This is a genomic window from Saccharospirillum sp., from assembly GCF_039982735.1.
Classification (GTDB): domain Bacteria; phylum Pseudomonadota; class Gammaproteobacteria; order Pseudomonadales; family Natronospirillaceae; genus Saccharospirillum.
Window position 1 is genome coordinate 74,058 of sequence record NZ_JBDWXV010000019.1, and the last position, 25,953, is coordinate 100,010.

The window sequence follows — 25,953 nt, forward strand, 5'->3', positions numbered from 1 at the left end:
ACTCCTTTCGAACCGCCAAGTTAGAGGAAAGGCATGCATTCCACCAGTGAATCATTGCTATGCGATCTATTCCTAATAGGAATTAGAAAGGCTCATTAGCCAAGCAGCGAACGCAAGTCCAGACTGCCGGTTTCCAGCGGGAAGGTTGAGTTGTAGTTCTCTACATTGGCCCAATAGCGCAGCAGTTGCTGCAAATGGGCTGGCCGGATGATCCGTGATTGATCGGCGGCTTGCGGATCGGCGTTCAGGCTCAGGTCGGCATTCAGGCTGAGCGCTTCGACGTCGTCGCTGGTACCACCCACTGTGTGCTGGGCAAAGCCGCCGTCGCGCATCAGAATGGCACTGCCCAGAGGCCAGTGGTCTTTTCCATCGCCGTCGTTATACCAGGGTGTACGGCCAAAATCAGAGGCAACAACCACGCGCAGCCTACTCGCCAGGTTGGTGCCAAACCGCTGATCCATGTCGGCGGCTTCCTGCCACAAATAGATGAGCCCATCGCTGAGCTGGCTCAGGGCAATGCTTTGTGAGTTGTCATGGTTAGCGTGGGTATCGAAACCCCACTGCACCAGGTCGGCCGACACCGTTAACCCGGCAGCGGCCGACACCAGTGCCAACTGGATCTGGCGCAGAATGGGGTGCCAGCGGCCATCGGCGTCGGTGGCCGGTGCCAGGGTCTCGGGCAGAAAATCGTTTAGCGCCGCCAACTGGTCTCGCCCGGCCCGGCTCGAATCCATAAAGCGCGCCGCATCGCTCAACCGTTGTGTGAGCTGGTGCTGGCCCATCAGCCGGTCGAGCCTCGATTGTCGTGCCGCGGCGATCAGGTCAAGACTGTCGGCCCGATGATAATGGCTGTCGATTCCGTTGGGCTCGTTCGGGTTAATCAGGTTGTTCAGGGTGCTTGGGTCCTGCATCAGGGTGAACTGAGTCAGACCTGCGGTTTCCCGGTAACCGCCGTTGCTGAGAAAGGCCAGTGGCAAGCCTGCACCGTGTTTGGCGGCGGCCAACGCCGTCTGGGCCGGGTAGCCATCGGCAAAACGGCCGCTGAAGGTATGGCGCACCCCGGCATTGTGGGCGTTGGTCTGGGTATCGATGCCATTGATGACCATCATTTTCGAGCCCAGGGTTTGAAACAACCGTTCATTGTCGGCAAAGGGCGCGTATCGCAGGCCATTGGCAGTACTGGCAATGCTCTCGCCAGCTTCAGCCCAGTGATTGATCCAAACGCTTTCACCACTGGCCGGGTTCAGCCGCTGGCCGTTTTTCGGGTCGCACAGGCTGGTCACATCCCAACCGCCTTCGGCAAACACGGTGATGTAAATCGGGCCTTCGTAACGCATTGTTTCGGCCCGGGCAAAAGGGGCCAGTGCGGGGGCAAGCCCGGCGGCAAACAGCGCTTTGAGCAGGTCGCGGCGATCCATGGTCACTCCGTCAGAAACTGGATGTCGGTTAACAGATAGACCAGCACACCGACCCAGGGTCTGAGTGTCTGTTCGGGATTGTAGAAACTGCCCAGGTGCGCGCGCACCGGCTCCGGGTTGCCATTACTGGCAGCCACCCAGTCGCTGTTGGTGATGCCGTCCCAATTCAGGGAAATGGCGACGCCGTCGTTGGAGTCCCGATCCCGCACCGGGCAATATTCGTCTTCGTTCGGGTCAGCGTCGGGGCCGCTCCAGATCGCTACCTGCGACAGGTAAGGGGTGGGTTCATCCCAGCTCAGTCGTTGCTCATACAGCGCCTTGTACAATGCCCAGGCAGCGTCCACCTCGGCCGGTTCGGTGGTGCCCCACAGCCGCCACATCAGGTGCTGCAGGTTCGTGCGAATGGCGGCTTCACCCGCTTCAGTGGTCGGGTCGGTGGTGATCTCGACCATCGGAAAGAGGGTTCGGGGCATGCCTGGCCAGAACTCCTGAAACACCAGCTCGCAGGCAAGCTCGTTGGCCATACGCTCGGTGACCGAGACCATCATGCTGTTCAGATACTGCGGGCGTTCGGTAATGCCATCGGAATCGATGCCGCCGTAAAACAGGTAATAGTTTTCCAGCAGTTGGCCGCGTTGTTGCCAGTCCAGTTTCCAGCTTTGGCCGAGCACGGCGGTCAGCTTTCTATCGAGTTGTTCGGGCGTCAGCAACTGGCCGATTCCCAATTCGCGCAATGCCTCGCGACGAGCGTTAGACGCCTGGTCAAAGCGTTCACTGCGAAACAGCGGTGACATCATCATTTCAACGAGAAGCGATTTCAGGCTTTCGTTGTTGTCGCGGAAATGCTGGCCCAGCTCCCGGATCAGCGTCTGTTCGGCTTGCCAGGCTTCGAGGTCCGCACTGTAATTCGGGTCACTCGGCTCTAACGGCTGCAACAGGGGTTCGCGGCCCAGCAAACCCTTGAACCAGAACTGCACAGTACCGGTGGCGAAGCGGTCGTCGGTGACGATCTGCCCGGCCAGCCAGCGCAAGCCATCGTCGTGGCCATTGACCGGGCCGTAAGGCGCAATGGTCGGCATTGTTTGCTGGTTGAAACCAGCCGGTAGCTGTTGCCGGTACCACCGGTCATCCGGTTGGTAGTGCTCCGAACCGATATAGCTGGGCGGCAAGGCATCGTAACCCTGCCGATCCAGAAAATGCCCATCGTTGCCCCAGTTCTGGAAGGTGGCGGCAACGGGGTCGAGCAGGGAGTGACAGCCGAAACAGCTGCTGCCTTCGGCCCCGGGATTGGTCACCCGTTTGAGCTCTTCCGGATCCATGGCCCGAACGGCCAGACGTTCGATGTCGACACCGAGAAAGAACTGGTACGTCCAGCGCGCTCTGGCCCGGTTGCGGTTGGTCTCTGTCGATGGAAAGCGGGCCAGAAACACCGGTGACGAAAGAATACCGGCCGAGGGCAAATAGTCGCGCCCGGTTCGCGCCTGCAAGGAGACGCCCCAGGCCACCCGGTACCGCCTTATCTGGCCAGGGCGCCAGTCGGTCGGATCCAGAGGGTCGTAGCTGCCTTGCCAGCTGGCACCGTCGAGCACCTCGTAGGTGAAAGGGTTCATCATCCGGTAATCGGCGGTGAGCACTTCCCGGTATGGAAGATCGTTGGTCACCACGTGCCGAATCAGCTCCAGCGGCTCTTCGGCCAAAGCCCGCTGGGTTTCCTGGTAGATCAGGTTGGCGCGCTGGCGTTCGTCCCGCGCCAGCGCGCATTCGCTGGTGTCGGCATCCAAATCACTGCCACAGGCCGTAGCGGCTGCATCAGCCGATGCAAACGCTTCACCGGTGCGTTCATAGAGTGCTTCGTAATAGGTTCCGCCCAGCGTTTCCTGGGCTTCGCTCATGCCATCCAGATACTTGCGGCTCAGCAGGCGATCGTTGGCCCCACTTTTCAGCCAGGCTTCGAAATTTGGGCCTTGCATTAAGGCGTTCAGCTGTTCCCGCAAAGCGTTGTCATCGTCGCGTACGTCGTTCAGCGTACTGGTATCGGGCAATTCTGAGCCGAGCATGATCGCCGCCTTGCGCAGCGTTCGAGTACGGCTGATCAGGCTGACATCGCGGTATCCCGGTTGTTCGGCAACGGGCGATTCATCTTCGCTGCATTGCGGTGCGCTCTGGCTGTAACGCAATACGGCTTCTGCCAGGGTAGCCGCTTCCGGGCTATCGGTGTCGAACAGGTGTCCGCCGCCGTGGCTGACCTGATACAGCGTCGGCTTGTTAACGAGCCGATCGCCGGCCAAGGTAATGAAATCGCGCAGCAGGCCCTGGCTGGCGCTTGCGTTACCGGGGGCCACAATAAACCGGGCACCCTGATTAACCGCCACCCCGCCCTCGACGTGGCAACTGCTGCATTCCCGGAGAATCGGCCAGACTTTGGAGCTGAAGAACTCATCGTCGTTAGCGTTGCAATCGATGCGTACATCGGCAACCGGTGCCGTGGTAGGCGAACCAGTGCCGGGCAGCTCCTGGCTGCACCCGGCAAGCAGGCTAATACAGCCAAGGCTGAAGACAATGAATGACCGGTGCACGGCTGGCTTCCACAAAACAGTGAACTCTGATTATCGGCGAAACAGACACCGAACACTGTGCCGGAAGACACGTTTCTGGTAGAGATTTGTTGGCCGATGCCGGAAATTAGCCAGAAAAATGACGCTTTATGGCCATTCCCGGGGTATCACAAACCTGACGGATCAGGACTTCAACGTACGCGGCAACTCGCCCGACTGCCATAAGCCCAGACCAAACCCATCCGGGTCCAAAAAATCGGCGCTCCAGCCGCCAGGAGCCTCCGACACGGGCGTCACAATGGTCACCCCAGAATCCGCCAGTTCGGCGACAATATCGTCAATTCCGCCTTCATTCACTTCGAATACAATGGCGGGCGTATTGCCCCGTGTGCCTTCCATTTCGAAGAATATAAGATCCAGTCCATTTTCCAGCTGCCCCTGCAGCCAGAACGGATCGGCACCCTCCATCCGCTCCAGGCCAAGCCCGAAGGTCTCATTGTAGAAGGTTTCCGTACGCTGAATGTCGCTGACGTAATAGACGATGCTGGCACTTTTAGGTTTGAAGTTCATGGTGTTTTCCTTTTTGGTTTATCCACCTGTTAATTGCCGCCTAATTGCCGCCGATTTCCCTTTTGTGAGCCACTGATGACAAAAAGATGCCCATCGGGATCATGGCTGGCCAACACACCGCCCCGATGCGACAACTTGGACAACAAAGCACTGCGAAGTCGACCATAGGCCAGCCCCAGGTGTAACCCCGGCAGTTCAGTCGGCATTACCATCTCTGCCTGGGTTAATGCACGCTTTAAGGAGCGAATGCGCTGGCGCAGCGTTACGTCCGTCAGATTCAGTAAGTACGCGATTTCTTTCTTGTTGTGGCCCGATAAGGCCAGCGCGGCAACAGCCTTGAGCGAAGGCGACAAACTGACTGGCAACACCTGGTAACCGTTGGCAGAGGGGTCGGACTGAACGTGCTGTGCACCCTGCCACTGGCTTTCGCGCTCTTGCCGACGCACGGTGCCGCGCAGCGACATGCGGGCCATATTCCGAACGGTGCCGACGAGCCACCGCCGAGTTTCGATGGCCTCAAAATCGGCGTGTCCTGCCAGAAATGCGGCCAGTAAAGCCTCTTGCGCAACGTCTTCCGCTTCGCCGGTATCGTGAATGATCCGGTGGGCGATGGAACACAGTTGGGCATATTGACTAGGGCGCATTGGCAAACTCCAGGCCTGAAAAAGGATGTCGCAGGATGCTCAATCCCCGGGGCGATGTTCCGGGCCTTCACCTTCAGTAATAAACATCGCCAGCGCTCCTTGCGGAACATTGGCCGTGTGCCAGACATCATGAGGCACGATCAGGTTAGGTTTCGACGTTACCGGACATAACCGCAGACCTCCCAGACCTTCACCCTTCCAATGCGTCTATTTGCTGTCGCTCTTCATCACTCAATGCTTTATAGCCACGCGGATACGGCCAGCCATACCCCCAACGAAACATCGTGGGTAAATAGGGCGTACCACCGACTCTGACACCGGCCAGCATCAGACGAGCGATCTCGGGCTCACCCACGGCACTGACGCAGGCTTCCAGTTCCTGGTCGGCCTGCAGACGCTGCTCAAAGGTGCCCCCCTGCCAATAGGCATAGTCGTGGGCGGTACAACACGCAAGCCATAACTCGTTTTGCCAGAACGTTCCATTTGGGAAAGAACTGCAGCCGTCTGAGGTAAAGGGTCGCAGCTCGCTGGCCGAAGCGCTGGCCAGCAACAATAACAATAACAATAAAACGAACAGTCTCTTCATTGTTTTATACAACGTTCTCTGTAGAGGATCGGCAATGATTTGGCCTTCGATACTACCCCAACCGTTACTCAATCTGTAGATTCAGGTTGCTCCAGAATACTTTGTTTTGTAAAGTACTTGGTCAACAACCAACAACCCGGGTTCCACCCGCTATGACAGACACCCAACCCAGGGCCGTACCGCCCGAACCGACAAGCTTGCACGAACACGCAGCCGATAACCTGCGCTTCATCCGCGAGACCATGGAAAGCACCGGCCGCTTCACCGAACTTTCCGGCCTGGGTTATTTACTGATTGGGGTTTCGGCAGCATTAGCCTGGTTGGTGTCACTGCTGGCACCCGAGTTCGAATTAGCAATCTGGTTTGCCGAGTTTGTAATGGCGACGGTACTTGGCCTTTGGTTTACCGCACGCAAGGCGGCCAGCGCAGGTACGACCTTGTGGACCCGCTCTGCCCGAAAATTGCTGCTGGCCTTTTCACCGCCGATGGCCGCCGGTGGCTTATTAACCTTCGTGCTGTACCCAACGGGCAACCTGGCGTTAATTCAGGGCATTTGGCTGAGTTTATACGGGGTAAGCGTGATCACCGGCGGTTTGTTCTCGGTGAGCATTATTCCGGTGATGGGCATGGCCTTTATGGCAGCGGGCGCAATCGCGTTACTGTGGCCAGACACGACAGGCTGGATGATGTTGCTCGGCTTCGGCGGCTTGCATGGCCTGTTCGGCCTGTTGATTTGGAGGCGGTACGGTGGCTAAAGCAATAAAGAAAACAGCGGCAAAAGTCGAAAACAACCCACCGACTGCCAAACCGGCACCAGCCCCTGCAGCAGATCTGGACCGGTTAATACACGACCGGGTACGCCTGGGCATTCTCAGTGCACTGGCGACCGATGCAAGCCTCAGTTTCAGTGAACTCAAAAAAGTATTGAAGGCAACCGACGGCAACCTCAGCGTACACGCCCGCAAACTGGAAGATGCGGGCTACATTGAATGTCGCAAAGGGTTTGAAGGCCGAACGCCACGTACTGACTACCGCCTGACCCGCGAGGGCCGCCAGGCACTGGAGCAGTATGTGGCCCACATGGAAGCCATTATCAGCCACGTTAAAGGCGGCTGATATTTTTTTGCCTACATACTTTGTATTTCAAAGTACTTTTACTGTGAAGGAGTAATACACATGGATACCGAAGCCGCTATCGAACCAACCCACCTGAAACGCGCAACCGTTTTATCGGCTCTGCTGCTGGGCGTTCTGGGAGATCTTTTAGTGCGAGCCGGGCCGGTAGGGCCCGGGCTGGTGGTGTGGGTTGGATTGGCTGGCATCGCAGCAACCTGGCTGGCGTTGCAAGCCGACCCCACCCGTTGGCGGCCAGTTGCGGCCTGGTGTGCCGTGGCGCTGATGGCAACCGGGCTGATGGTGGTTCGTGGTAATGGGTTCACCCAGTTTCTATTGTTTTTGCTCCTGCCGTTTGCGGTCTCCCAAATCATCATGCTCGGCTGGGGTGCTCGATTGGGCCGGTCGTTGCCGCTGGATCATTTGTACGCACTCGTATCGGTGCCGGTGAGGGCCTTGTTCGGAGCCGTGCCATTACTCACCGGAGCAACCAGGGGCCGGGGCCCTGCTTTGCGACGCCTGGCTGGGGTTGGCCGGGGCCTCGCGCTGGCTTTGCCGCTGATGTGGGTATTTACCGGATTGCTCGCTTCAGCGGATGCCGGGTTTAACCGCTTCGTGGAGCGCACTTTAGATACGTTCACCGTTTCCGAACTAAGCAGCCACCTCATTATTGCACTACTCATAGCCTGGGCAACGAGTGGCTGGCTGGCCGCCGTGGTCAACCACAATTCGGAAAATCGATTTCGAAGGATACCGCTGCCCAGTGTTGGCCGGGATGAAACCCTCATCGTACTGGGTTCGCTCACGCTCCTGTTCGGTGGGTTCGTTGCGTTGCAACTGGGGTACTTGTTTGGCGGCCAGGAAGTGATTCAACGCGTATCAGGCTTAACGATGGCAGAGTACGCCCGCCGGGGCTTTTTCGAGCTGGTGACCATCGCCGGCCTGACGTTGTGCCTATTGTTATTCGCCGGTTCCGTGAGCACCAGCCAACGCCTGTACCGCAGCCTGGCATTGGTGCTCGTCGGTCTCGTGCTGGTAATGCTGGTTTCCGCCACCCAGCGATTCGTGCTGTATATCGACGCCTTCGGGTTGAGTCTGGACCGGTTAACCGTGCTGGCCATTCTGCTGTGGCTCGCATTCACCCTGCTGTTGTTTTCGGCGACGGTGCTGCAGGGGCGCTTGAACTGGTTCGCTTCGGGGTCGACTCTGGCTGGCGTGGCCATGGTATTGGTTTTCGCGCTTATAAACCCGGCAGGCTGGGTAGCGAGTGTGAACCTGGAGCGCACGATTGATCAGCAACAGTCACTGGATACCAATTATCTGATGGCGCTGGGGGCCGATGCAGTGCCTGTGGTGTTGGAGCGACTGGATGCGTTGCCGGACACAGAGCGGTGCGTGCTTTCTGCAAACTTGTTGTGGCGCTGGTCACCAGCGGGGGATCGCAAGGCTGACTGGCGTATCTGGAATCGCGCTGAGGTTAGAGCTCGTGACGGGGTGAGTGAACGAGAAAGAATGTTGCGGGTAATGACCAGGGGTTGCCTTGCTAGCCGGTAATGCATTATGTCGGATAGCGGCCTTAGTGGGTGCATAATCCCTAATCAGCTCTGGCTGTTCTCCGACAAGGATATTCTGTAGGCGCGGAGCTTACGCCCACGGCGGTCAACTCCGCTGGAGCCGATTCAGGCAGGGTCCCAAGATGGGGCGAAGCCGGGGTTTGGCATGATTGATTGAGTCATGAGGGCCTCCCGCAGCCAAGTATTCACAGCATAACCTTAGGGTGGATTACCCATTTAAAAGGTGTGCGGGATGTGCGGTAAGGAAACACAGCGTCAACAACAGCATGAAACGGTCAGCCTCTAAGACTTGTTAGTCGACTAAAATACATCACCTATCAAGCCCAGTCGCTCCAGGCCATCGAGACAGCCTTCCCAGCCTGCAGTGTGGTCATCGACGGCCGCTTTACTGGCAATTCGCTCATGGACAACAATCACTTCGGTACCCTCACGCACCGGTTTGAAGTGAACGATTACTCGCTCTGGTGCCGGTTGCAGGTCACTGGATACCCAGGAGTACACCAGTTTTTCATCGGGTACGATTTCCTCAAAGATCCCTTCTATCCAGAGTAAGCGACCGTCCGGCAATTCGTTGGCAATGCGGTAGTGCCCGCCAACAGTCAGATCGACCTGCGCATCCGGGCAGCGGACACCCTGGGGCCCCCACCACACTTTCAGCGCCTCAGGTGATGTCCAGGCGGCAAAAACCCGATTGGGACTGGCTTTGATGTGACGCCGAACAATAAGGCTCAGGTCGGCCAAGGTCATGAGGGATCACTTTCAAGGAAGTGTTGCAGGGTGTCCAGCTGATCGTTCCAGAACGCCCGGTAGTGGTTCAGCCACGCGTCGGCATCTGACAGCGCCTCAGCCTGCAAGGCACAGTGTTGCACCCGCCCGGACTTGGTGCGTTTAACCAGCGATGCATTCTCCAGCACGCGAATGTGCTTGGACGCTGCCGGTAACGACATGTGCAGAGGCGCGGCCAACTCGCTGACCGATGCATCGCCACGGGCCAATTCGGCCAGCAGCCTACGCCGGGTACGGTCAGACAAAGCCTTAAAAACCAGGTCGAGCTGATCGTCATCCAGCGTCTGAGGGCGAGCGGTTTGTTCAGTCATCATAGACGGATTGTTAACCATTCAGTTTATCATTGCAATAGTCAACCATACGGTTTAGCATCGAATTACTAAACCAAATGGTTTAGTTAAATGATGATGAGTCCAACCCACCCATAAGGAGCCCGATCATGACCGCCTCAATTGAGCAAGACATGGTCTTTGACACCGACCCCGCAACACTCTACAACGCCTACCTCAATACTGAAGACCACAGTGCATTCACCAAGGCGCCGGCCACAATAGAGCCAACAGAAGGCAGCGCCTTTACGCTTTATGGCGGTGGCGTGGAAGGTCGCAACATAGAATTGGTCGAGAACCAGCGCATTGTCCAGGCTTGGCGAGGTGCCGACTGGGCCAGTGGCCACTATTCACTGGTCTCCTTCGAACTGAAACCCCACAACGGAGGCACTCAGCTGCACCTGACGCATACCGCCTTTCCGGAGGGAGCCGGTGACCACCTGGACGGTGGCTGGCACAAAATGTACTGGGAGCCAATCAAAGCCTGGCTAGCATCTACACGCTGACAGGTTGGCTCTTGCAATGCTGAACGACGGCGCTGTTGGATTAACCCGGTCGCGGCCGGCCCTGCCAGTTATGCTCAGCCAAGTACGTAGTCGATCGCTGCACACACAGCCGCCACTTGCGCCGCATTGCATTGCTCCGGGGTCGCCCTCGGGCTGTCCGGATACACCTCTGTGGTGGTTTTATACGCCGCACCGGTCATACCCGCACACAGGCCAAGCTGAGTGAGCGGGTACTCGATTACGCCCCGGGCCACCGCTGTTGAGCCAATGATCTCTCCGCGCTTGTCAGCCGGAGCAATGTGCGTGACTTGTTCAACAGCGCGGATCACCGCCTGCTGGAAATCAGGCTGTGGATTTTCGCTGTCGTCGACCACATAAAAGCCATCGGGAATCTCACCGGGCTTGAATGGCTCGCCGTCGCGCGCTGCCAGTGCGGGGCGAAACTCAGTTTCGTCGGTATCGGTGGTTTCGTGCAGGTCGATATGCATCACGACGCGATCACCCAGGGAAGCCACTAACCGCATAAGCGCCGCCGATTCCTCAGCCGGGCTGCCTTCGCGGAACGACCGGTTCGGATCGATCGCGTTCGCGTTCCAGCGATGAATGCGCTCATAAGCCCAGGGGCTAACACAGGGCACTACCAGCACATTCGCACGGTCTGCGTATGCCGCCGCATTTTGGTCCACGAACTGCAGCGCACCATGCACACCGCTGGTTTCATAGCCATGCACGCCGCCGGTAACCAGCACAACGGGCAGATCATTACGCCAGCCCCGACTGCGGATGGCCATCAGCGGGTAATGGTCGGCACCATAGTCCAGACTGCCATAGGCTTGCACATCGAAACGATCACCCAGGCGCTCGATCACACTCAATACATCGGCCTCAAAGCTACGGTGCCGGGTTTGCCCGGCCAGCCACTCGGCGCGTTCCGGTTCGCCCCAGGGAGTGCCTGGCGTGCCAATTGGGTAAAGTGTGGAAGCCGTGGTCATAGTGATGTTTTCTCCGGTGATAGCTGAAGCGGGCAAGTATTCTAGCATCTGCGCCTGGGTTCTTACGAAGGCTTGAGGTATTCCACAGAGAATGCCACCAGGCACTGATACCCGCTAAATCGGGTAGTCAAACACCACTATGTCGTCCAGCAACGGACCAAAAACGAGCTTCAAGGCTTCGTGCTCAGGATGCGGAAGGTAATTTTTTCGACCTGCTGCGTCTGCAAATGTCATCAATACAGAATGGGTGTAGCCCTGGTTTTTCCCTTCAGGGCTATCGTTTTCGCCCCATTCAACCGAAGCCACGCCCTCGACCTTTTCAGGCATGGCCATGAACAGGTTTTTAATATGCTCGATGTCTGCCAACGTTGAAACAGCTTTAAACTTTATCAGTAAAATATGTCTAATCATTGCTTTCCAGGCTCTTATTCAGAATTGATGGGGATAACCCCATTTAACTCCGGTAAACGAATTACTCCACCCAAATCCAGTCCAGATAGATCAGTGCCCTGGTGGCAGAGGATGGTGTAACTACCGCATTGTCGGCCGCATCATCCGATAGCGTGACTGTGTCACCGTTTAGCACCACATAATCATCGGGTTGCAGTTCGGTATCGTCGATATTCAACCCTTCATCCAGCCGAACATAGGTTCGTGATACAGCATAGCCATCTTCATCCATCAGCCAGACGTTATGGGTATCGTCATCCAACTCGACTGTTTCACCCGTTGTATTTGTCCAGGTCACCTCCAGAGTCGGGTAGCCCAGGCCTCGTTTCCCCGGGTTTAGCCACGTCATTTCAGCATTCAATACGGGAGCCTGGCGATAATTGGCTGATTCCTTATCCAGTCTAAGCTCACTCATCGTTGCCGAAGCGACTGAATTAAAAGTACTTTCAGACACCAGTGAAGACGACGCGATGTAATAATGAGTTTGGCCCGATGGCAAACATCGAAACGTTGTATCAACGCTGCTATGAAACAATGCACCGCCAGAGCGGGATGTTGACCCTACTCGTTCAACCACCACGCCACCTGATGCGTTCTTCAATTCAATATCGTCCGGCCGGTAACAATAGTAATCACTGGAATTGTTAGTCATGGTGATGGAAGCATAGAGCTCATATCCACCAAAGTTGAATCCGGACTGACGAAGCAACAGCTTAACCGTTGAGTCCACACTCAACTCAGGGTCGCCAATCGAGCCATCTCTTATGTCGATCGTCGAAATGGTGAATGGGACTTCCTTTCGCAGCGCAGGGCTTTGCACCAATCCAAAGCACGCAGGTGGCTCAGCATCAAACACATAGACATTGCCCAGGTTGGACGTCATAGCCGGGTAATTTTCTTCGCAATAAGCAGCAGTTTGTGTGTTTGAACCACCACCGGCATTAGTGCCAGCGTTGCTGTCTTCAGAAGAATCGGAAGGGCCGCAGCCGACCAGGAAGATACTAATGGCAAACACAGTTGCCTGAGGGAGCAGAATTCCTTTCATTTAGTCCATCCATCGTTTCTGTTAGATTTCAGAGTAAATGTCGAAAACTGCCATAAGAATGTTTCGAACCAGTTGATCAGAGCATAACCCTAGCTCGAATTCAAGTAGGAACAGCGGTGCTCGCACACGGGCCACAGGCGAGAGTACCGACCTACGGATCACTCACTTCCGTTAGTTGACCGTTTAGCATGCTTGAATCGACCCTACCCACTGGCGGCTAGCGTTAGATTCTTCGACCGGTGCTGTTGCGACTAGGCCCCAACCAGCATATGACCGATAACCCCCAGCAAGAAACCCCCAACCGCGCCTAAGGGTGGCGCCCAATGATTCTTCAGCTTGGCCTGTGGTGCTATGTCCTGGAATACGATGTAGAGGATACCACCAGCCGCAAACACCATGATTCCCGACACCACTGTCGGGTACCCTGCCAGTAAAAAATAACCGATCAGGCCGGCTACCGGGCCCAGAAATGCCATGGCCGTAAACGCACCGATAATGCGCCCCCGGCTGTATTCCGTAGCCTCACTGATTTCCCGGTATGCGTTAAACCCTTCTGGCAGGTTTTGGAGTGCAATGATGCCCGCTAGCAACAGCCCGGCTTCACTAGATACGGTGAACGTCGCACCCAGCGCAAGAGCCTCAGGTACGAAGTCTGACAACATCGCGGCCAGCTGATTAAGCGGTGTCTTGTTAGCGGCCAGCCAGATGTCGAGGGCCATAAACAGGGCACCACCCGCCGTAAAGCAAACCGCAACCGTGAAAATCGATAAGTCAGCCACCCCTTCTGGTACCAGCACCAGCGCTACCGCCGACAACAGCGCACCACCACCAAATGCAATGACCCCGTGACGGACTTCCGTTTCCAGCCAAAACGGACTGATGCGTTCAACTGCGGCAAGGGACGCACCCAAAGGCATGGCAATTCCGGCCATTAGGGTCAATGCAACGATCTGAATCACGTCACTCATATTCGCTCTCGCTAGTAAGGGCTCGGTGCAATTCTTTCAATCTCATAGCTCACCAGGGCGAGGTCGTCGTCCAGCGTGATCGCAATACCCTCTCCGCCGCCGTCCATGTCTTTGGGGCCAACGTACACCTCCCATCCAGTATGGTTCTTTGTGATGGTGACCGTGTGAACTAACGTATTCATTCTTTGGTGTATCATCCCCCTTGGGAGGCTGTTTATCCACTCAACGGAATCCATATGGTCTTTGAAATCGAAATATTCGGTATCCACGGAATCATCCTTTACAGTAAAACACCCACAACGCCCGCCTCATCCACACCATCCCCACTTACCTTTCGTTAGCGACTCAGGTCATTGTGCTGTCGTAGGGTTGGGGGTTACGTGGTGCAGAAACATTAGGCAACCACCATTGAATGCTCGCCTCTACTCTGGTTCAGGGGTGCCTGTTAGAACGCCCGAATCGATCAGGCTTTGCTTCAATGCGTCGTGTTCTTTTCGAAGCAGAGCAACCTGATTCATTGCATTCATTCCATAGATTCCAAAAATAAAGCCCATGGTGCCCATCGACATACCAATGATCCCAAACACTTCCATTGCAACCATCCTCGCTTACCGTGATGTTTATCCACTACTTCTCTGCCAGGCTACCCTGCAGCCTGCCTTGCAATGCAGCACTAAGCACAACCTACCGGGAAATCCACTTCGGTTTAGATTCGTCTATGTATCATCGCCAGTATAGAGTGGGGCTTAATCTGTGTGATGGGTGACTGCTCTGTCAACGCTTTTTACGGATACCCAACGGTGTCTCTTTACGTGTATACACGGAGTCGGGGAATTCAGTATTCAAACGATGTGCTGTTTCATTCCTCGCGTAGATTCATCCCCCTATACAAAGCGTCGACTTCGGCGTCTTTGATGCCAAACAGCCGAAACTGCCGTGCAATGTTTCTGAGGTAATCTGCACTATCTCCCAGAAAACCCGACCCCGTTAACAGGTACTCAAGCTGTTCCGCTCGACTGAGTTCCGGTTCAATTAACTCAGCCTCATAGTCCGCTACGAAGGTCAGCGCATTGACAGTGCCCTCACCCAATTGAGCGGGTACAAACACCGGAAAGTATGCCGGCCCGATGAACTCGCGCCGCCAGAGAATGTCGGTTTCCACTTCTATGTCGTCCCGGTCAATGCGAAACAGCAACCCTTCGCACTCACCACCCTGGTCCAACGCTGCCATTAGGCCAGGGGCCTCACGTGTTCCACGGCCACCATGAATGTCTTTCAATATGAACCGGCGCTGATAGCCCTGGACCCGAGCTCGCCGGACTTCCGTAAACCGAATGGCCGGGTCCCACATGAGCGATCCATACGCGAATATCCAGAGATCCCCCGAGCGGTGTTCGCTGAGTGCTTCTCCTCTTATTGCATTACGGTGTTCGTCGGTATGCCACCAGCCTGTCGGCAACCCTCTGTCGGTCAGTATGTTGGTGAGCTTGGCTATTGAAAAATCCCGAAAGAATGAGTCTTCTGGCTTCGTGATCAGATCGGCGAGTTCAGGATGATGAAAGAAGGGGTCATGGGTCATTACTAAACCTGACAAAAGTGAATTAACTACCAGTAGAGCCGTTGTGCTGGCGCGGTCTCACAGGGGCTGCACCCGACCTAGAACCTCTATAACGCTAACACAGAAAGCGACCGTCTGCCTGCCGACGTTGCCTACCTCACCGCGCCTTGTTTCAACCACCGAGTTTGAAATCGCCAATAACGGACCAATCATGACCACCGCGTCCGTTTAGAGCCCGATGGTGGGTACCGCTTCAACGGACAATGCTCAAGAGAGGAGATTCTCATGACAGAAGGTATCGAAAACAAAGTCGTTGTTATTACCGGCGCAAGCAGTGGTCTGGGCGCCGAAGCAGCTCGCCACCTGGCCAAAGCTGGCGCCAAACTGGTGCTCGGCGCACGACGCATGGACCGCATGACAGCGCTGGCAGAGGAAATAGGGTTAAGCCAGGATGCCCTGGTCAAAACCGATGTCACCGACCGTACCCAGGTTCAGGCTTTGGTGGACCGCGCCATATCACTCCACGGACGGGTGGATGTGATGATCAACAACGCAGGTCTAATGCCCCTGTCTCCGCTGGAGATGCTGCGCTACGACGAATGGGACCAGATGATCGACGTCAACATCAAAGGGGTTCTGTACGGCATCGGGGCGGCCCTGCCGCACATGAAAGAGCAGCAAAGCGGCCAGATCATCAACGTCTCTTCGGTGGCGGGTCACAGCGTTGGGCCTGGCAGCGCAGTCTATTCCGGCACCAAGTTTGCCGTACGGGCGATCTCGGAAGGCCTGCGCAAAGAAGTGAAACCCTATGGCATTCGCACCACCATACTGTCACCGGGCGCTGTCGATACGGAATTGCCATCGTCAGTTGCCGCCGAAGGGGTGTCTGAACGGGTGGCGGGTTTCTACAAAGACCATGCAATCTCGGCCGACAGCTTTGCGCGCTGCGTCATCTTCGCGATGAGCCAGCCGGAAGATGTGGACATCAACGAAATACTGTATCGCCCTACCCGGCAGGAGTGATCGTAAACCGTGCACCGGGTAGGCTGGGAACCGGCTCGCCCGGTGCTCGTGTCCAGAGTGTTTGTCTAATCGGGTTTCATTGGGCTACCCTAAGCGGTTCATTAAACCTGTCAGCGATGCCTAGTGAGCCCGACCATGCCCGAAGATCCCCTGAAATTGCTGTCAGATGCCGTCAGCGATGCCCATGCCCGAATCCAGGCCAGTCATGAACACATCAACCCGGTCATTGAAGTGCGCCGCAAGATGCGTGATGCCGGTATTCCGGCCGATGTACTGACCATTGACTGTCATCGAACAGCTCGACGTATCATGCTGATTCTTCATGACGGGCAGCCCGGCCAGTTGTTGTATCAGTTTATTACCATCGAACAAGAGGCCGGAGATGAATTTCAGAGTATGGCCTTGTCCGAATTGGACACCGGTAAACTGGTGCAGTGGATGGAGGACTATTTTGGCTGACTCTTGTCGTTGAGTGGGAGGTTGCTTTATCAGTCGAAGGCTTGATGTCAGCTGCCGGCCTTAACCAAGAGCTCTGTGGCTACCGATTACAGGCAATAGCATCGACCATCAACTTTTCAGCCCAGATAGAAGACTGTTGTGCGTGCGTATGGAGCTCTTTTGCTTTTGCTATTAGCTGCGTTTGATTTCAGCATAGTGATTCAAGGCAGCGAAACCCGATGCCGAGGGTGAAACCAAATAAGACGTTTCACCCAGTTCGAATGCGTTTCTGAACTGACCGTCACCTAGTATCGACAGTGTATTATGGAATTTGTAACCGATCCCGCAAGATCAATGCCGACAGTCTTCAGGCTTTACCACCGCAGAGTTGCTTGCCCTATCCTGCATTCAAGATTCTGGACATAACGGCCTGGTGAATTCTGCGCGGTGTGGCCCACATGAAGAAGGTGGTCAACTTATTGGATAAACCCGCGACCACGCTAATACGACCCGCATCCAGCGCCCGAATTCCTGCACGCACAACCGGTGGGGTCTGCATCATGACCATTTGCATCTGCGGTGTAACCCGCTGTTCCGCAGCACTGATGAAGCCGGTGTCACTCAGCCCCGGGCACAGTGTTGTCACCGTGACGTTATCTCGCTTGAACTCCCGATGCAGTGCGTCACCGAAGCGAAGCACATAGGCCTTGGCGGCCGAGTAAACCGCGAACTGCTCAACCCCCTGATAGGCCAGAATACTGGCGATTTGCAGTATCTGCCCGCGTTTACGCTTTCTCATATCCTGCCCAAACACATGAGTCATGGCCGTGAGGCTGGCGATATCCAACTGGATCATAGAGAGGGCTGCGTCCAACGGGTTGTCCAGAAATGGGCCGTGAAGGCCATGGCCGGCATTGTTTATCAGCACGTCGACCTCGACGCCACGTTTGGTAAGGCGTGCGTGGAGATCGGTTACTGCAGCCAGGTCGGACAGATCGACCGGCTCTACCAAAACGTTGACGTTGTACTGCTGACGCAGAGTTTCAGCTAATGACTCAAGCCGATCTTTCCGGCGCGCGACCAACACCAGGCGGTGGCCGCGCTGTGCATATTGCCTGGCAAACTCTTCGCCAAAGCCGCTTGAAGCACCGGTAATAAGTACAGTGGTGTGATTGGGGTTCGTCATGGCAGGGTCTCACCAGTGAATGAAGCCTTATGATGTCGATCATAATCTAAACTGTCAAGAATTTTGATTATGATCGACATCAATGTAGTATGGCTGACTTGTTTATGTATGAACGGGAGAGGCCCAGCCATGAAGGTCACCAAAGCACAGGCTCAGGAGAACCGGGACCATATCGTTGAGACTGCTTCCACGCTATTCCGGGAACGTGGCTACGACGGCGTGGGGGTCGCAGAATTAATGGCCACTGCTGGCTTTACCCACGGCGGGTTTTACAAGCACTTCCGCTCCAAAGCAGACCTGATGGACGAAGCGGCCGCATGCGGGATTTCGCAAAACCTCACCAGCAACACTGGGCTCGACCCTGCGGCATTCGTCGAGCAGTACTTGAGCCGGGGGCATCGCGACAGCCGTAGCTCGGGTTGTACCATAGCGGCACTCAGTGGGGATACCGCGCGACAATCGGCAGACATCAAGGCAACCTTTGCGGACGGCATCGAAAACACTATCGCTTCCTTCCAGGACCAGAGCGCAAAAGAAAGCGAACTCGACCAAACCCAAAGGCGGGCAACGATGATTAGCACCTACGCTCATGTGGTTGGTGCATTAATATTGTCGAGGGCCTGCCCGGATGACTCGCCGCTAGCCGATGAAATTCTGGACGTGTGCCGCAAGGAGATTCTCAGGGAACAGCACGATCGGTAACAAGGGCACTCACCAAGACACCCGCTAGCCAGGTCGTGTGGATAGATCGTGTGGTCACCCGTAACAGTCAATAGAAATAATCCAACCAAACTGAGGTTTAGAGAGCCACTGGCCGGGCATGCGCTATTAACTCTCTCTGGGGCCTGTGTCCATACGATTTATCGCCCTGTTTATAGAACCGGGTTTCATTGGGCTACTCTGAGCGGCTCATCAAACCGACCAACAACGTCCAGCGAGCACTAACGACTCTCGGCCTCAGTATCAGTCGTTTTAAAGCTTGCCGGATTGATGCCACTCTTTTTTAATTTGGAGGCCAGTGTCGTCGGTTTAATACCCAACAAAGATGCTGCACCATCCTGTCCAGACACCCGCCCCCCGGTAGCGACCAATGCACGTACCAGGTTGTCGTATTCAAGCTTCTGCATTTCCTGAACCGTTTTGACCTGTGCTCCGGAATGTCGGGCAGGTGCATCACTGGCTAGCGCCTGCTTTGCTCTGGAAGTATCGCGACCGACCAGGTCGAAATCGAGCCGGCCATTGGCGGTGATGACTTGTCGCTCAATGACGTTTTCCAATTCACGGACATTGCCTGGCCAGTGGTAATGCTGCAGCTGCTCAACATCCCGGTTAGTGAGTGTCAGCCTGGGGCGGTTGAAGCGGGTACAGGCTCGCTGCAGGAATTCCTGTGCCAGCATCGGGATGTCTTCGGTTCGTTGCCGCAAAGGCACCGACTCAATCGGGAACACATTGAGTCGGAAGTAGAGGTCTTCCCGAAACAGCTTCTCAGCCACTGCGACCTGTAAGTCCAGATTGGTCGCCGCAATGACTCTCACGTCAACACGGCGTGTTCGGTTTTCACCGACTCGCTCGAATTCCTGATCCTGCAATACCCGAAGTAGTTTGCCCTGCAGTTCAATGGGAATCTCACCCACCTCATCAAGAAACAACGTTCCGCCGTCGGCAAGTTCGAACCGACCGATACGGTCATTGATGGCGCCGGTAAAAGCCCCCTTAACGTGCCCGAAAAATTCACTCTCAAACAAATCTTTCGGGATAGCCGCGCAATTCACGCGAATCAGTGGTCGTTCCTGTCGTGAGCCTGCATGATGAATCGCTCGGGCGATAAGCTCCTTACCGGTACCTGACTCACCGGTTACCAGAACATTCGCATCAGTGGGTGCTACTAGCCCAATACGCCTGACAATGGCTTTAATGGCGTCACTTTGCCCGACGATTTCATGAAAGTGATACTCAGCACTGAGCTCCTCTTGCAAGTATGCGTTTTCAATTTCCAGCTTGTGCTTCAGGCTTTCCACTTCTTCCAGGGCTTTTTGCAGTTGCTTTTGTGCCTGATGGCGCTGTGACACATCGCGGAAAACAAGCACCGCACCGACGGGGTGGCCGTTATCCATGATGGGTGTGCTGGTGTACTCAACCGGGAACCCAGATCCGTCTTTCCGCCAGAACCAGTCCTCATCGACCCGCATGACACTGCCGTTACGGAAGGCCTCGTAGATGGGACACTGGTTTAACGGGAACAGGCTGCCATCTTCATGGGAGTGGTGCATAACCCGATGCACGACCCTACCCATCAGTTCATCACTGCGCCAGCCCAGCATTCGCTCGGCAGCCGGGTTCACAAAGGTTGCCCGGCCTTCGGCATCCACGCCGTAAATACCTTCACCCACCGCATGCAAAATGAGTTGGTTCTCTCGCTCCATATCCTTGAACAGCGCTTCGATGCGCCGCCATTCAAGCAGCCCGCCACTATGGTAGTGATTGGCGTCATGCCGCTCCCGGCGAACGCGCAACAGATTGCTGTCTCTCAACAGTAGGAGCATAACGTGCTCGTCGGGTTCGCCGGCCCGTGAGGCTGACATTTCAAGCTCTACAGACTGCCCATCCCGATGCGTGAGGCTAAAGTCGCGGCTCCAGGCGCTGCCCCGGTATAGGGTTTCTTCGGTAAAGGCAATGAGCATTGGACCTTGCCCACGGAACAGGCGGATACAGGACGAACCCTCCAGGCTGCCTCGACTGACGCCAAGCAACCGCCCGAGGGCCGGATTCAGCGCAAGAATGACATCCTGCTCGGCATCCACCAGCAGTGCAGGCTCCGGCAGTTGGTCAATCCAATGCCGGGCAGAGCGCGCAGTGTCGGAAGCTGAGTGCGTAAGCAGTTCAGTCATGAGGTGTCATCCCGTCAATGGCCATCCCGGAGTAGGCACAGCCCGTCTGAATGACTCTCCAAAACTCATGCCAGCTCACGAAATATCGTTAACTATTTTACGAATGTTCGTAACTTACGAATATTCGTAAGGCGACCAAAAGCTTGAACATCTGCTAAAAGCCAAAGAAAACAATGAGTTAAAAAAGTTGCCGGGGTTGGCACAACTTCTGCGATAAGCCTCTACGTCAGGTGCATTACGCGTGGTCGGGTAGCACCGCTTTCTGCCCCGACCTATATAGAGCCCCTGCCATCGCACCCAACTGGTGCGACTGGAGGTGAAAAGGCAACGATGTTGAGGACCGGGCGTTGGGTTTCTGCGCCCCAAACACATTACGGGAGATACTTCGATGACCATTAAAAGCTTGGGAAATCCATTTGACGGTGACCAGTCGCTGATACACAAAAAAGACTGCGGTTGCTCGGACTGCGTGACCTCCACAAACCCGACAAAAGAACGTGCCCCCGCTTTCGCTCAGCAGGAGCAGGCTTCTGCCGATACCATCGCGCAGAACGGCAGTTCCGAAGACTTGCTTGACCGGGCAATTGAAAGCGCTGTCGTGCGTTCCGTATTCGGGCACAACGATCATAGCCGTCGAAGCTTCATGAAAATGGTGGGTGCCGGCAGTGCAGCTGCGATGATTGGCAGTGTATTCCCGCTGGCTCAGGCAAAAGCCGCGGCTCATGAAGCGATGGGGCAGCTGGAAAAGACAAGACTCAACGTTGGCTTTGTCCCCATTACCTGCGCCACCCCGATCATCATGGCAGACCCGCTGGGTTTCTATGAAAAGTATGGTCTGGACGTAACCGTCACCAAAACCGCAGGCTGGGCCGTCGCGCGCGACAAGTCTCTGGCGGGCGAATACGATGCGTCTCACATGCTGACCCCGATGCCACTGGCCATGTCGATGGGAGCTGGTTCTACTCCGGAACCTTACATCATGCCAGCCGTAGAAAACATTAACGGCCAGGCCATTGTGTTACACGTAGACCACAAAGATAAGCGTGATCCAAAACAGTGGAAAGGCTTCAAATTTGGTGTGCCATTCGAGTACTCGATGCACAACTTTTTGCTGCGTTACTACCTTGCTGAAAACGGCATTGACCCGGATACAGATGTACAGATTCGAGTGGTTCCACCACCGGAAATGGTCGCTAACCTGAGAGCCGGCAACCTGGACGGCTATTTGTCGCCCGATCCGTTCAACCAGCGGGCTGTTTGGGAAAAAGTCGGTTTCATTCACATGCTGACCAAGGAAATTTGGGAAGGCCACCCGTGCTGTGCCTTTGCCTGTAGCCAGCGGTTTGCCACAGAGAACCCGAATACGTACGGCGCACTGCTGCGCTCGATTCTTGATGCAACCCAGTACTCGAACGATTACAACAACCGATTCGAAATTGCTGAAGCCATTGCACCGACCAACTATCTGAATCAGCCGGTTCCCGTCATTCAACAAGTACTCACCGGTCGTTATGCCGATGGTCTGGGCAACATCATGGATGAGCCAAACCGTATCGACTTCGACCCGTTCCCCTGGCACTCGATGGGCGTATGGATTCTGACGCAAATGAAGCGTTGGGGTTACATCGAAGGCGACGTCGATTACCGGGGTATTGCCGAGCAGGTTTACCTGGCGAGTGATACCGGACGCATCATGAGAGAGATGGGTATGGAAGTGCCCAACGAAACGTACAAGTCACACGTCATCATGGGTAAAACCTTTGACCCGGCGACGCCTGAAGAATACACGCGAAGCTTTGCGATCGGGAGGGTCTGATGATGTCCTCTTTGAACGTGAGGGCGGCGCTGCTGTCGATTTCTTTCCTGGCCGCCTTGCTTGGCCTGTGGGAGCTGTCGACTCAACCGCCTGAAGCTCAGGAGAGTATGACGGAGTACGAAATTCTGATGGGTGGCGCGGAACAGGAATCCCGGGTGCCACCGCCCTCGGCTGTTTTGATTCGGGCGTGGGAGGAATTGTCGAATCCGTTCTACGACGCGGGCGCCAATGACAAAGGGATTGGCATTCAATTGGCGTACTCGGTCTACCGGGTATTGGCCGGTTACCTGGCAGCCATGGTGATTGCGCTACCGATTGGGTTTCTGATTGGTATGTCGCCCCTGATGTATAAGGCGTTCAACCCCTACATTCAGGTGTTGCGGCCAATATCACCCCTTGCCTGGATGCCACTGGCGCTGTTCATCATTCAGGACTCCGACGCATCGGCCATCTTCGTGATCTTCATTTGTTCGATCTGGCCCATGTTATTGAACACGGCATTTGGCGTAGCCAACGTGCGCCAGGATTGGATTAATGTGGCGCGAACGCATGAGCTTAGCCAGATCCGCACCGCGCTTACTGTCATCCTGCCGGCCGCTGCACCCACCATTCTGACCGGCATGCGAATTTCGATCGGCATCGCCTGGCTGGTGATTGTTGCCGCAGAAATGCTGGTCGGTGGAACGGGCATTGGTTACTACGTGTGGAATGAATGGAACAACCTCGATCTGACCAGCGTGATCTTCTCCATTCTCATGATTGGTTTGGTCGGAATGGTATTGGATATCGCCCTGGGCAAAGCCCAGAAGCTGGTGGAATACACCGAATAAAACACCGCCCTCACGATGTGAGGGCGGTGTACCACTCCGAACGGAGGCTGTTATGAGTAAGTCATTTTTGGAAGTCGAAGCGCTGTCGAAGGTCTACCCAGACGGACAGGGCGGCGAATTCACCGTATTTGAGGACATTCGTCTTGCACTGGAGAAAGGCGAATTTGTGTGCATCATCGGTCACTCCGGCTGTGGTAAATCCACGATCCTAAACGTGCTGGCCGGTCTGGATGAGGCCACGACCGGCAACATCGTCATGAATGGCAAGGAAGTAAAAGGCCCCAGCCTTGACCGGGGCGTGGTCTTTCAGAACTACAGTCTGCTGCCCTGGAAAAGTACCCTGAGCAATATTACGTTTGCGGTGCGCGCGCGCTGGCCATCCTGGAGCAAGCAACAGGTACTGGAGCACAGCGAGGGTTACCTGAAAATGGTCGGGCTCGATCACGCCTTTCATCGCAAACCCTCGCAACTGTCGGGTGGTATGCGTCAGCGTGTGAGTATCGCCCGAGCCTTTGCTACGCAACCTGAACTGTTGTTGCTTGATGAGCCGTTTGGTGCGCTTGATGCGCTGACCCGCGGCGTTATTCAGGATGAGCTGGTCAAAATCTGGCAGGAAACACGACAAACCGTCTTTATGATCACGCACGATGTGGACGAAGCCATTTTGTTATCGGATCGCATTTTTCTGATGTCCAACGGCCCTAACGCGCGGATAGCGGAAAGCGTAAAAGTCGGCTTGCCACACCCGCGTGCCCGGTCGACCATTTTCCAGGATCCGTCCTACCACAAAATACGTGACTATCTCGTCGATTATCTCGTTAACCGAAGTGACTCCGCAGAGCCTGAAGCCGATGGAAGTCCGCGCGTTGTTGAACCGGGGCTTACCGCCGGCTCAACAATCGGTGATCAGGAGAGTCATCCAGACACAGTAAAGGCCGTTAACGCTTGACCAATCATTATCAATGAAATGAGGATTTAGCCATGATGACCAAAGAAATGATGACCGCAAAAATTTTCGAAGCCAAGGCGACTAAAGGGATCTCTTGGGAAGCCCTGGCAGAGAGCATTGGTATGTCGCCCGTATTCACGACGTCGGCGTGTCTCGGGATGAACACCATGACAGAAGACAAAGCCTTCGCAATCTGTGACCTGCTCGGTCTCGATAAAGACGTTGCAGCCACCCTGCAGGTATCCCCCAAAAAAGGTTGGGACGATGCGATTCCGCAAGACCCGGCTATCTATCGCTTTTACGAGATTGTCGGTGTGTACGGCGATACGTTGAAAGAGCTTATCCATGAAAAGTTTGGTGATGGCATCATGAGCGCCATTGACTTCACCATGGAGGTCGACAAGGAAGAGAACCCCAAAGGCGACCGAGTCGTGATCACCATGAGCGGTAAGTACCTCGCCTATAATCGCTGGTAAGCCAGACGCGACTTGCTCCTATAAAAAAATATCCGGCCCAAACGGGCCGGGTACGTTTACCATTCCATCGCGGTGGCATCGCCGTTACCGTCAGCGCCATTCAGCTCACCGACCAGAGCCTGGTACTACCCATTATTCACGCTTTGCTACTCAGTGAGTCGGGTGAACCCCGGTGTTTGGAAATTTGGGTAAGGTCTCGCCACATCGAGGGTCAAAATTGGCTACACTTGGCCACTGGCCATAACCGAGACAGAGCCCCGATGATTCACAGCTGCTTAAACCCTTAGGATGACCCGATGTCTGGCTTGCCGCCGATGGTGCACCACCCCGACTACAGCTTCCCGTTCCCGCCCAAACACCGATTCCCGATGGCAAAGTTTGGCTTGCTGGCAGACTACCTGCGCGGCCAGGGACTGCTGACCCCCGACAACACCTACCGACCGGGCAAGTGTCGCGACCACTGGCTCAACCAGACGCACTCTCCGGATTATCTGGCCCGGTTCATTAACAACACCCTCTCGCGTGCCGAACAACGCCAGATGAACCTGCCCTGGAGCGAAGGGCTGGTGAATCGCACCTTACTGGCGCCCTCCGGCACGGTGCTTACCGCTCAGTTGGCACTGCATCAGGGTCTGGCCTGTCACCTGGCGGGCGGCACCCACCATGCGCACTATGACCACGCCTCCGGGTTCTGCATTCTGAACGACCTGGCCATTGCCACCCATGTGCTGCTCAATCAATCCGATGTTCGGCAGGTGCTGATCTTTGACTGCGACGTGCATCAGGGCGACGGAACGGCCGCCTTACTGAAGGACGATGAGGGTGCCTTTACCTGCTCCATTCATTGCGAAACCAATTTTCCCTTCACCAAGCAAATCAGCGATATGGACGTGGGCTTGCCCAACGGCATGGAAGACGATGACTACCTGGAGGTCGTCGACACCACACTGGACGAGGCACTGCGGCGTAGCTCACCGGACATCGTGTTGTACGACGCGGGTGTGGACGTTTATTCCGGTGACCCGCTGGGGCGTTTGAACATTTCAGAAGCGGGTATCCGGCAGCGCGACCGGCTGGTGCTGAGCACGCTGCTACAGCGAGGCATTCCCGTTGCAACGGTCATCGGGGGTGGCTACGACGACGACCGCCAGGCGCTGGCCAGGCGTCATGCTATTGTGGTTGAGGTGGCGGCCGAGCTCTGGCGCTGAACCCGGTTTTAGTGGCGGGTCATCTGTGTGGCAACTATAAACGCG

28 protein-coding genes are annotated in these 25,953 nt (G+C 55.7%); 12 read left to right on the forward strand and 16 right to left on the reverse strand.

The window, feature by feature from the left end; translation table 11 throughout:
* Positions 1-95: 95 nt before the first annotated feature.
* From ABJT94_RS16900 to ABJT94_RS16920, 5 genes are all read right to left on the reverse strand, one after another.
* On the reverse strand, positions 96-1,418 hold the full coding sequence (locus ABJT94_RS16900; protein WP_348474747.1) for a DUF1501 domain-containing protein: 1,323 nt from the start codon (positions 1,416-1,418) through the stop codon (positions 96-98).
* A 2-nt stretch (positions 1,419-1,420) separates the two neighbouring features.
* Positions 1,421-3,994 carry a hypothetical protein gene (locus tag ABJT94_RS16905; RefSeq protein WP_348474748.1) on the reverse strand — a complete coding sequence of 858 codons (2,574 nt, stop codon included), beginning with the start codon at positions 3,992-3,994 and terminating at the stop codon, positions 1,421-1,423.
* 162 nt (positions 3,995-4,156) lie between these two features.
* On the reverse strand, positions 4,157-4,543 hold the full coding sequence (locus ABJT94_RS16910) for a VOC family protein (protein WP_348474749.1): 387 nt from the start codon (positions 4,541-4,543) through the stop codon (positions 4,157-4,159).
* A 29-nt stretch (positions 4,544-4,572) separates the two neighbouring features.
* The gene (locus ABJT94_RS16915) at positions 4,573-5,187 is read right to left on the reverse strand and encodes a sigma factor (RefSeq protein WP_348474750.1); all 615 of its coding nucleotides are present in this window, start codon (positions 5,185-5,187) and stop codon (positions 4,573-4,575) included.
* Between the two features lie 190 nt (positions 5,188-5,377).
* Positions 5,378-5,773 carry a hypothetical protein gene (locus ABJT94_RS16920; RefSeq protein ID WP_348474751.1) on the reverse strand — a complete coding sequence of 132 codons (396 nt, stop codon included), beginning with the start codon at positions 5,771-5,773 and terminating at the stop codon, positions 5,378-5,380.
* A gap of 152 nt (positions 5,774-5,925) precedes the next feature.
* On the opposite strand from ABJT94_RS16920, the gene ABJT94_RS16925 reads away from it, so the two are divergent.
* The 3 genes from ABJT94_RS16925 to ABJT94_RS16935 are packed head-to-tail and all read left to right on the forward strand — an operon-like array spanning position 5,926 to position 8,440.
* The gene (locus ABJT94_RS16925; protein ID WP_348474752.1) at positions 5,926-6,528 is read left to right on the forward strand and encodes a hypothetical protein; all 603 of its coding nucleotides are present in this window, start codon (positions 5,926-5,928) and stop codon (positions 6,526-6,528) included.
* On the forward strand, positions 6,521-6,889 hold the full coding sequence (locus ABJT94_RS16930) for a transcriptional regulator (protein WP_348474753.1): 369 nt from the start codon (positions 6,521-6,523) through the stop codon (positions 6,887-6,889). Before ABJT94_RS16925 ends, ABJT94_RS16930 begins: the two co-directional genes overlap by 8 nt.
* A 60-nt stretch (positions 6,890-6,949) precedes the next feature.
* The gene (locus tag ABJT94_RS16935) at positions 6,950-8,440 is read left to right on the forward strand and encodes a DUF4173 domain-containing protein (RefSeq protein ID WP_348474754.1); all 1,491 of its coding nucleotides are present in this window, start codon (positions 6,950-6,952) and stop codon (positions 8,438-8,440) included.
* Positions 8,441-8,760: 320 nt separating this feature from the next.
* Here ABJT94_RS16935 and ABJT94_RS16940 read toward each other — a convergent pair whose 3' ends face one another.
* Complete coding sequence (locus ABJT94_RS16940; RefSeq protein WP_348474755.1) at positions 8,761-9,207, reverse strand: SRPBCC domain-containing protein; 447 nt, start codon at positions 9,205-9,207, stop codon at positions 8,761-8,763.
* On the reverse strand, positions 9,204-9,560 hold the full coding sequence (locus ABJT94_RS16945) for a metalloregulator ArsR/SmtB family transcription factor (RefSeq protein WP_348483197.1): 357 nt from the start codon (positions 9,558-9,560) through the stop codon (positions 9,204-9,206). The genes ABJT94_RS16940 and ABJT94_RS16945 overlap by 4 nt, the downstream gene beginning before the upstream one ends.
* Positions 9,561-9,685: 125 nt before the next feature.
* On the opposite strand from ABJT94_RS16945, the gene ABJT94_RS16950 reads away from it, so the two are divergent.
* Positions 9,686-10,081 carry an SRPBCC family protein gene (locus tag ABJT94_RS16950; protein WP_348474757.1) on the forward strand — a complete coding sequence of 132 codons (396 nt, stop codon included), beginning with the start codon at positions 9,686-9,688 and terminating at the stop codon, positions 10,079-10,081.
* 74 nt (positions 10,082-10,155) lie between these two features.
* On the opposite strand, the gene ABJT94_RS16955 is transcribed toward ABJT94_RS16950, so the two are convergent.
* From ABJT94_RS16955 to ABJT94_RS16985, 7 genes are all read right to left on the reverse strand, one after another.
* A complete protein-coding gene (locus ABJT94_RS16955; protein WP_348474758.1) occupies positions 10,156-11,073 on the reverse strand; it encodes a M14 family metallocarboxypeptidase in 918 nt (305 codons plus the stop codon).
* A 114-nt stretch (positions 11,074-11,187) separates the two neighbouring features.
* On the reverse strand, positions 11,188-11,484 hold the full coding sequence (locus tag ABJT94_RS16960) for a Dabb family protein (protein WP_348474759.1): 297 nt from the start codon (positions 11,482-11,484) through the stop codon (positions 11,188-11,190).
* A gap of 61 nt (positions 11,485-11,545) precedes the next feature.
* Complete coding sequence (locus ABJT94_RS16965; protein WP_348474760.1) at positions 11,546-12,568, reverse strand: hypothetical protein; 1,023 nt, start codon at positions 12,566-12,568, stop codon at positions 11,546-11,548.
* A 251-nt stretch (positions 12,569-12,819) separates the two neighbouring features.
* The gene (locus tag ABJT94_RS16970; RefSeq protein ID WP_348474761.1) at positions 12,820-13,536 is read right to left on the reverse strand and encodes a divalent cation transporter; all 717 of its coding nucleotides are present in this window, start codon (positions 13,534-13,536) and stop codon (positions 12,820-12,822) included.
* An 11-nt stretch (positions 13,537-13,547) separates the two neighbouring features.
* Positions 13,548-13,805 carry a hypothetical protein gene (locus ABJT94_RS16975; RefSeq protein ID WP_348474762.1) on the reverse strand — a complete coding sequence of 86 codons (258 nt, stop codon included), beginning with the start codon at positions 13,803-13,805 and terminating at the stop codon, positions 13,548-13,550.
* Between the two features lie 153 nt (positions 13,806-13,958).
* Positions 13,959-14,129, reverse strand: coding sequence for a hypothetical protein (locus tag ABJT94_RS16980; RefSeq protein WP_348474763.1), 171 nt, complete (start codon positions 14,127-14,129; stop codon positions 13,959-13,961).
* A gap of 266 nt (positions 14,130-14,395) precedes the next feature.
* Entirely contained in the window at positions 14,396-15,115 is a 720-nt protein-coding gene (locus ABJT94_RS16985; protein WP_348474764.1) for a gamma-glutamylcyclotransferase, read from the reverse strand.
* 264 nt (positions 15,116-15,379) lie between these two features.
* Here ABJT94_RS16985 and ABJT94_RS16990 point away from each other — a divergent pair, with 264 nt between their 5' ends.
* Together ABJT94_RS16990 and ABJT94_RS16995 are read left to right on the forward strand one after the other, a co-directional pair.
* Positions 15,380-16,117, forward strand: coding sequence for an SDR family oxidoreductase (locus tag ABJT94_RS16990; RefSeq protein ID WP_348474765.1), 738 nt, complete (start codon positions 15,380-15,382; stop codon positions 16,115-16,117).
* A gap of 135 nt (positions 16,118-16,252) precedes the next feature.
* On the forward strand, positions 16,253-16,576 hold the full coding sequence (locus ABJT94_RS16995; protein ID WP_348474766.1) for a hypothetical protein: 324 nt from the start codon (positions 16,253-16,255) through the stop codon (positions 16,574-16,576).
* Positions 16,577-16,952: 376 nt separating this feature from the next.
* Here ABJT94_RS16995 and ABJT94_RS17000 read toward each other — a convergent pair whose 3' ends face one another.
* Positions 16,953-17,741, reverse strand: a complete 789-nt coding sequence (locus ABJT94_RS17000; RefSeq protein ID WP_348474767.1) for an SDR family oxidoreductase — start codon at positions 17,739-17,741, stop codon at positions 16,953-16,955.
* A 129-nt stretch (positions 17,742-17,870) separates the two neighbouring features.
* Here ABJT94_RS17000 and ABJT94_RS17005 point away from each other — a divergent pair, with 129 nt between their 5' ends.
* Complete coding sequence (locus tag ABJT94_RS17005; RefSeq protein WP_348474768.1) at positions 17,871-18,443, forward strand: TetR family transcriptional regulator; 573 nt, start codon at positions 17,871-17,873, stop codon at positions 18,441-18,443.
* 239 nt (positions 18,444-18,682) lie between these two features.
* Here ABJT94_RS17005 and ABJT94_RS17010 read toward each other — a convergent pair whose 3' ends face one another.
* Positions 18,683-20,629, reverse strand: coding sequence for a sigma 54-interacting transcriptional regulator (locus tag ABJT94_RS17010; RefSeq protein WP_348474769.1), 1,947 nt, complete (start codon positions 20,627-20,629; stop codon positions 18,683-18,685).
* A 388-nt stretch (positions 20,630-21,017) separates the two neighbouring features.
* On the opposite strand from ABJT94_RS17010, the gene ABJT94_RS17015 reads away from it, so the two are divergent.
* The 5 genes from ABJT94_RS17015 (at position 21,018) to ABJT94_RS17035 (ending at position 25,908) form a co-directional block, all read left to right on the forward strand.
* Positions 21,018-22,445 carry an ABC transporter substrate-binding protein gene (locus ABJT94_RS17015; protein ID WP_348474770.1) on the forward strand — a complete coding sequence of 476 codons (1,428 nt, stop codon included), beginning with the start codon at positions 21,018-21,020 and terminating at the stop codon, positions 22,443-22,445.
* On the forward strand, positions 22,445-23,275 hold the full coding sequence (ntrB, locus tag ABJT94_RS17020) for a nitrate ABC transporter permease (protein WP_348474771.1): 831 nt from the start codon (positions 22,445-22,447) through the stop codon (positions 23,273-23,275). Before ABJT94_RS17015 ends, ntrB begins: the two co-directional genes overlap by 1 nt.
* A 52-nt stretch (positions 23,276-23,327) precedes the next feature.
* Entirely contained in the window at positions 23,328-24,224 is an 897-nt protein-coding gene (locus tag ABJT94_RS17025; RefSeq protein ID WP_348474772.1) for an ABC transporter ATP-binding protein, read from the forward strand.
* Between the two features lie 35 nt (positions 24,225-24,259).
* Positions 24,260-24,700 carry a cyanase gene (cynS, locus tag ABJT94_RS17030; RefSeq protein WP_348474776.1) on the forward strand — a complete coding sequence of 147 codons (441 nt, stop codon included), beginning with the start codon at positions 24,260-24,262 and terminating at the stop codon, positions 24,698-24,700.
* A 296-nt stretch (positions 24,701-24,996) separates the two neighbouring features.
* Positions 24,997-25,908: a histone deacetylase gene (locus tag ABJT94_RS17035; RefSeq protein WP_348474773.1), complete on the forward strand. Its 912-nt coding sequence runs from the start codon at positions 24,997-24,999 to the stop codon at positions 25,906-25,908.
* Positions 25,909-25,953: the final 45 nt, after the last annotated feature.

Excerpts from the sequence above, each read along its gene's own strand:
- ABJT94_RS16985 (WP_348474764.1), bottom strand. The coding sequence starts at position 15,115 with ATGACCCATGACCCCTTCTTTCATCATCCTGAACTCGCCGATCTGATC.
- ABJT94_RS16980 (WP_348474763.1), bottom strand. The coding sequence starts at position 14,129 with ATGGAAGTGTTTGGGATCATTGGTATGTCGATGGGCACCATGGGCTTT.
- ABJT94_RS16940 (WP_348474755.1), bottom strand. The coding sequence starts at position 9,207 with ATGACCTTGGCCGACCTGAGCCTTATTGTTCGGCGTCACATCAAAGCC.
- ABJT94_RS16970 (WP_348474761.1), bottom strand. The coding sequence starts at position 13,536 with ATGAGTGACGTGATTCAGATCGTTGCATTGACCCTAATGGCCGGAATT.
- ABJT94_RS16920 (WP_348474751.1), bottom strand. The coding sequence starts at position 5,773 with ATGAAGAGACTGTTCGTTTTATTGTTATTGTTATTGTTGCTGGCCAGC.
- ntrB (WP_348474771.1), top strand. The coding sequence starts at position 22,445 with ATGATGTCCTCTTTGAACGTGAGGGCGGCGCTGCTGTCGATTTCTTTC.
- ABJT94_RS17035 (WP_348474773.1), top strand. The coding sequence starts at position 24,997 with ATGTCTGGCTTGCCGCCGATGGTGCACCACCCCGACTACAGCTTCCCG.
- ABJT94_RS16955 (WP_348474758.1), bottom strand. The coding sequence starts at position 11,073 with ATGACCACGGCTTCCACACTTTACCCAATTGGCACGCCAGGCACTCCC.
- ABJT94_RS16935 (WP_348474754.1), top strand. The coding sequence starts at position 6,950 with ATGGATACCGAAGCCGCTATCGAACCAACCCACCTGAAACGCGCAACC.
- ABJT94_RS16925 (WP_348474752.1), top strand. The coding sequence starts at position 5,926 with ATGACAGACACCCAACCCAGGGCCGTACCGCCCGAACCGACAAGCTTG.
- ABJT94_RS17000 (WP_348474767.1), bottom strand. The coding sequence starts at position 17,741 with ATGACGAACCCCAATCACACCACTGTACTTATTACCGGTGCTTCAAGC.
- ABJT94_RS17015 (WP_348474770.1), top strand. The coding sequence starts at position 21,018 with ATGACCATTAAAAGCTTGGGAAATCCATTTGACGGTGACCAGTCGCTG.
- ABJT94_RS16965 (WP_348474760.1), bottom strand. The coding sequence starts at position 12,568 with ATGAAAGGAATTCTGCTCCCTCAGGCAACTGTGTTTGCCATTAGTATC.
- ABJT94_RS16910 (WP_348474749.1), bottom strand. The coding sequence starts at position 4,543 with ATGAACTTCAAACCTAAAAGTGCCAGCATCGTCTATTACGTCAGCGAC.
- ABJT94_RS17025 (WP_348474772.1), top strand. The coding sequence starts at position 23,328 with ATGAGTAAGTCATTTTTGGAAGTCGAAGCGCTGTCGAAGGTCTACCCA.
- ABJT94_RS16945 (WP_348483197.1), bottom strand. The coding sequence starts at position 9,560 with ATGATGACTGAACAAACCGCTCGCCCTCAGACGCTGGATGACGATCAG.
- ABJT94_RS16995 (WP_348474766.1), top strand. The coding sequence starts at position 16,253 with ATGCCCGAAGATCCCCTGAAATTGCTGTCAGATGCCGTCAGCGATGCC.
- ABJT94_RS16960 (WP_348474759.1), bottom strand. The coding sequence starts at position 11,484 with ATGATTAGACATATTTTACTGATAAAGTTTAAAGCTGTTTCAACGTTG.
- ABJT94_RS16990 (WP_348474765.1), top strand. The coding sequence starts at position 15,380 with ATGACAGAAGGTATCGAAAACAAAGTCGTTGTTATTACCGGCGCAAGC.
- ABJT94_RS17010 (WP_348474769.1), bottom strand. The coding sequence starts at position 20,629 with ATGACTGAACTGCTTACGCACTCAGCTTCCGACACTGCGCGCTCTGCC.
- ABJT94_RS17005 (WP_348474768.1), top strand. The coding sequence starts at position 17,871 with ATGAAGGTCACCAAAGCACAGGCTCAGGAGAACCGGGACCATATCGTT.
- ABJT94_RS16900 (WP_348474747.1), bottom strand. The coding sequence starts at position 1,418 with ATGGATCGCCGCGACCTGCTCAAAGCGCTGTTTGCCGCCGGGCTTGCC.
- ABJT94_RS16950 (WP_348474757.1), top strand. The coding sequence starts at position 9,686 with ATGACCGCCTCAATTGAGCAAGACATGGTCTTTGACACCGACCCCGCA.
- ABJT94_RS16915 (WP_348474750.1), bottom strand. The coding sequence starts at position 5,187 with ATGCGCCCTAGTCAATATGCCCAACTGTGTTCCATCGCCCACCGGATC.
- cynS (WP_348474776.1), top strand. The coding sequence starts at position 24,260 with ATGACCAAAGAAATGATGACCGCAAAAATTTTCGAAGCCAAGGCGACT.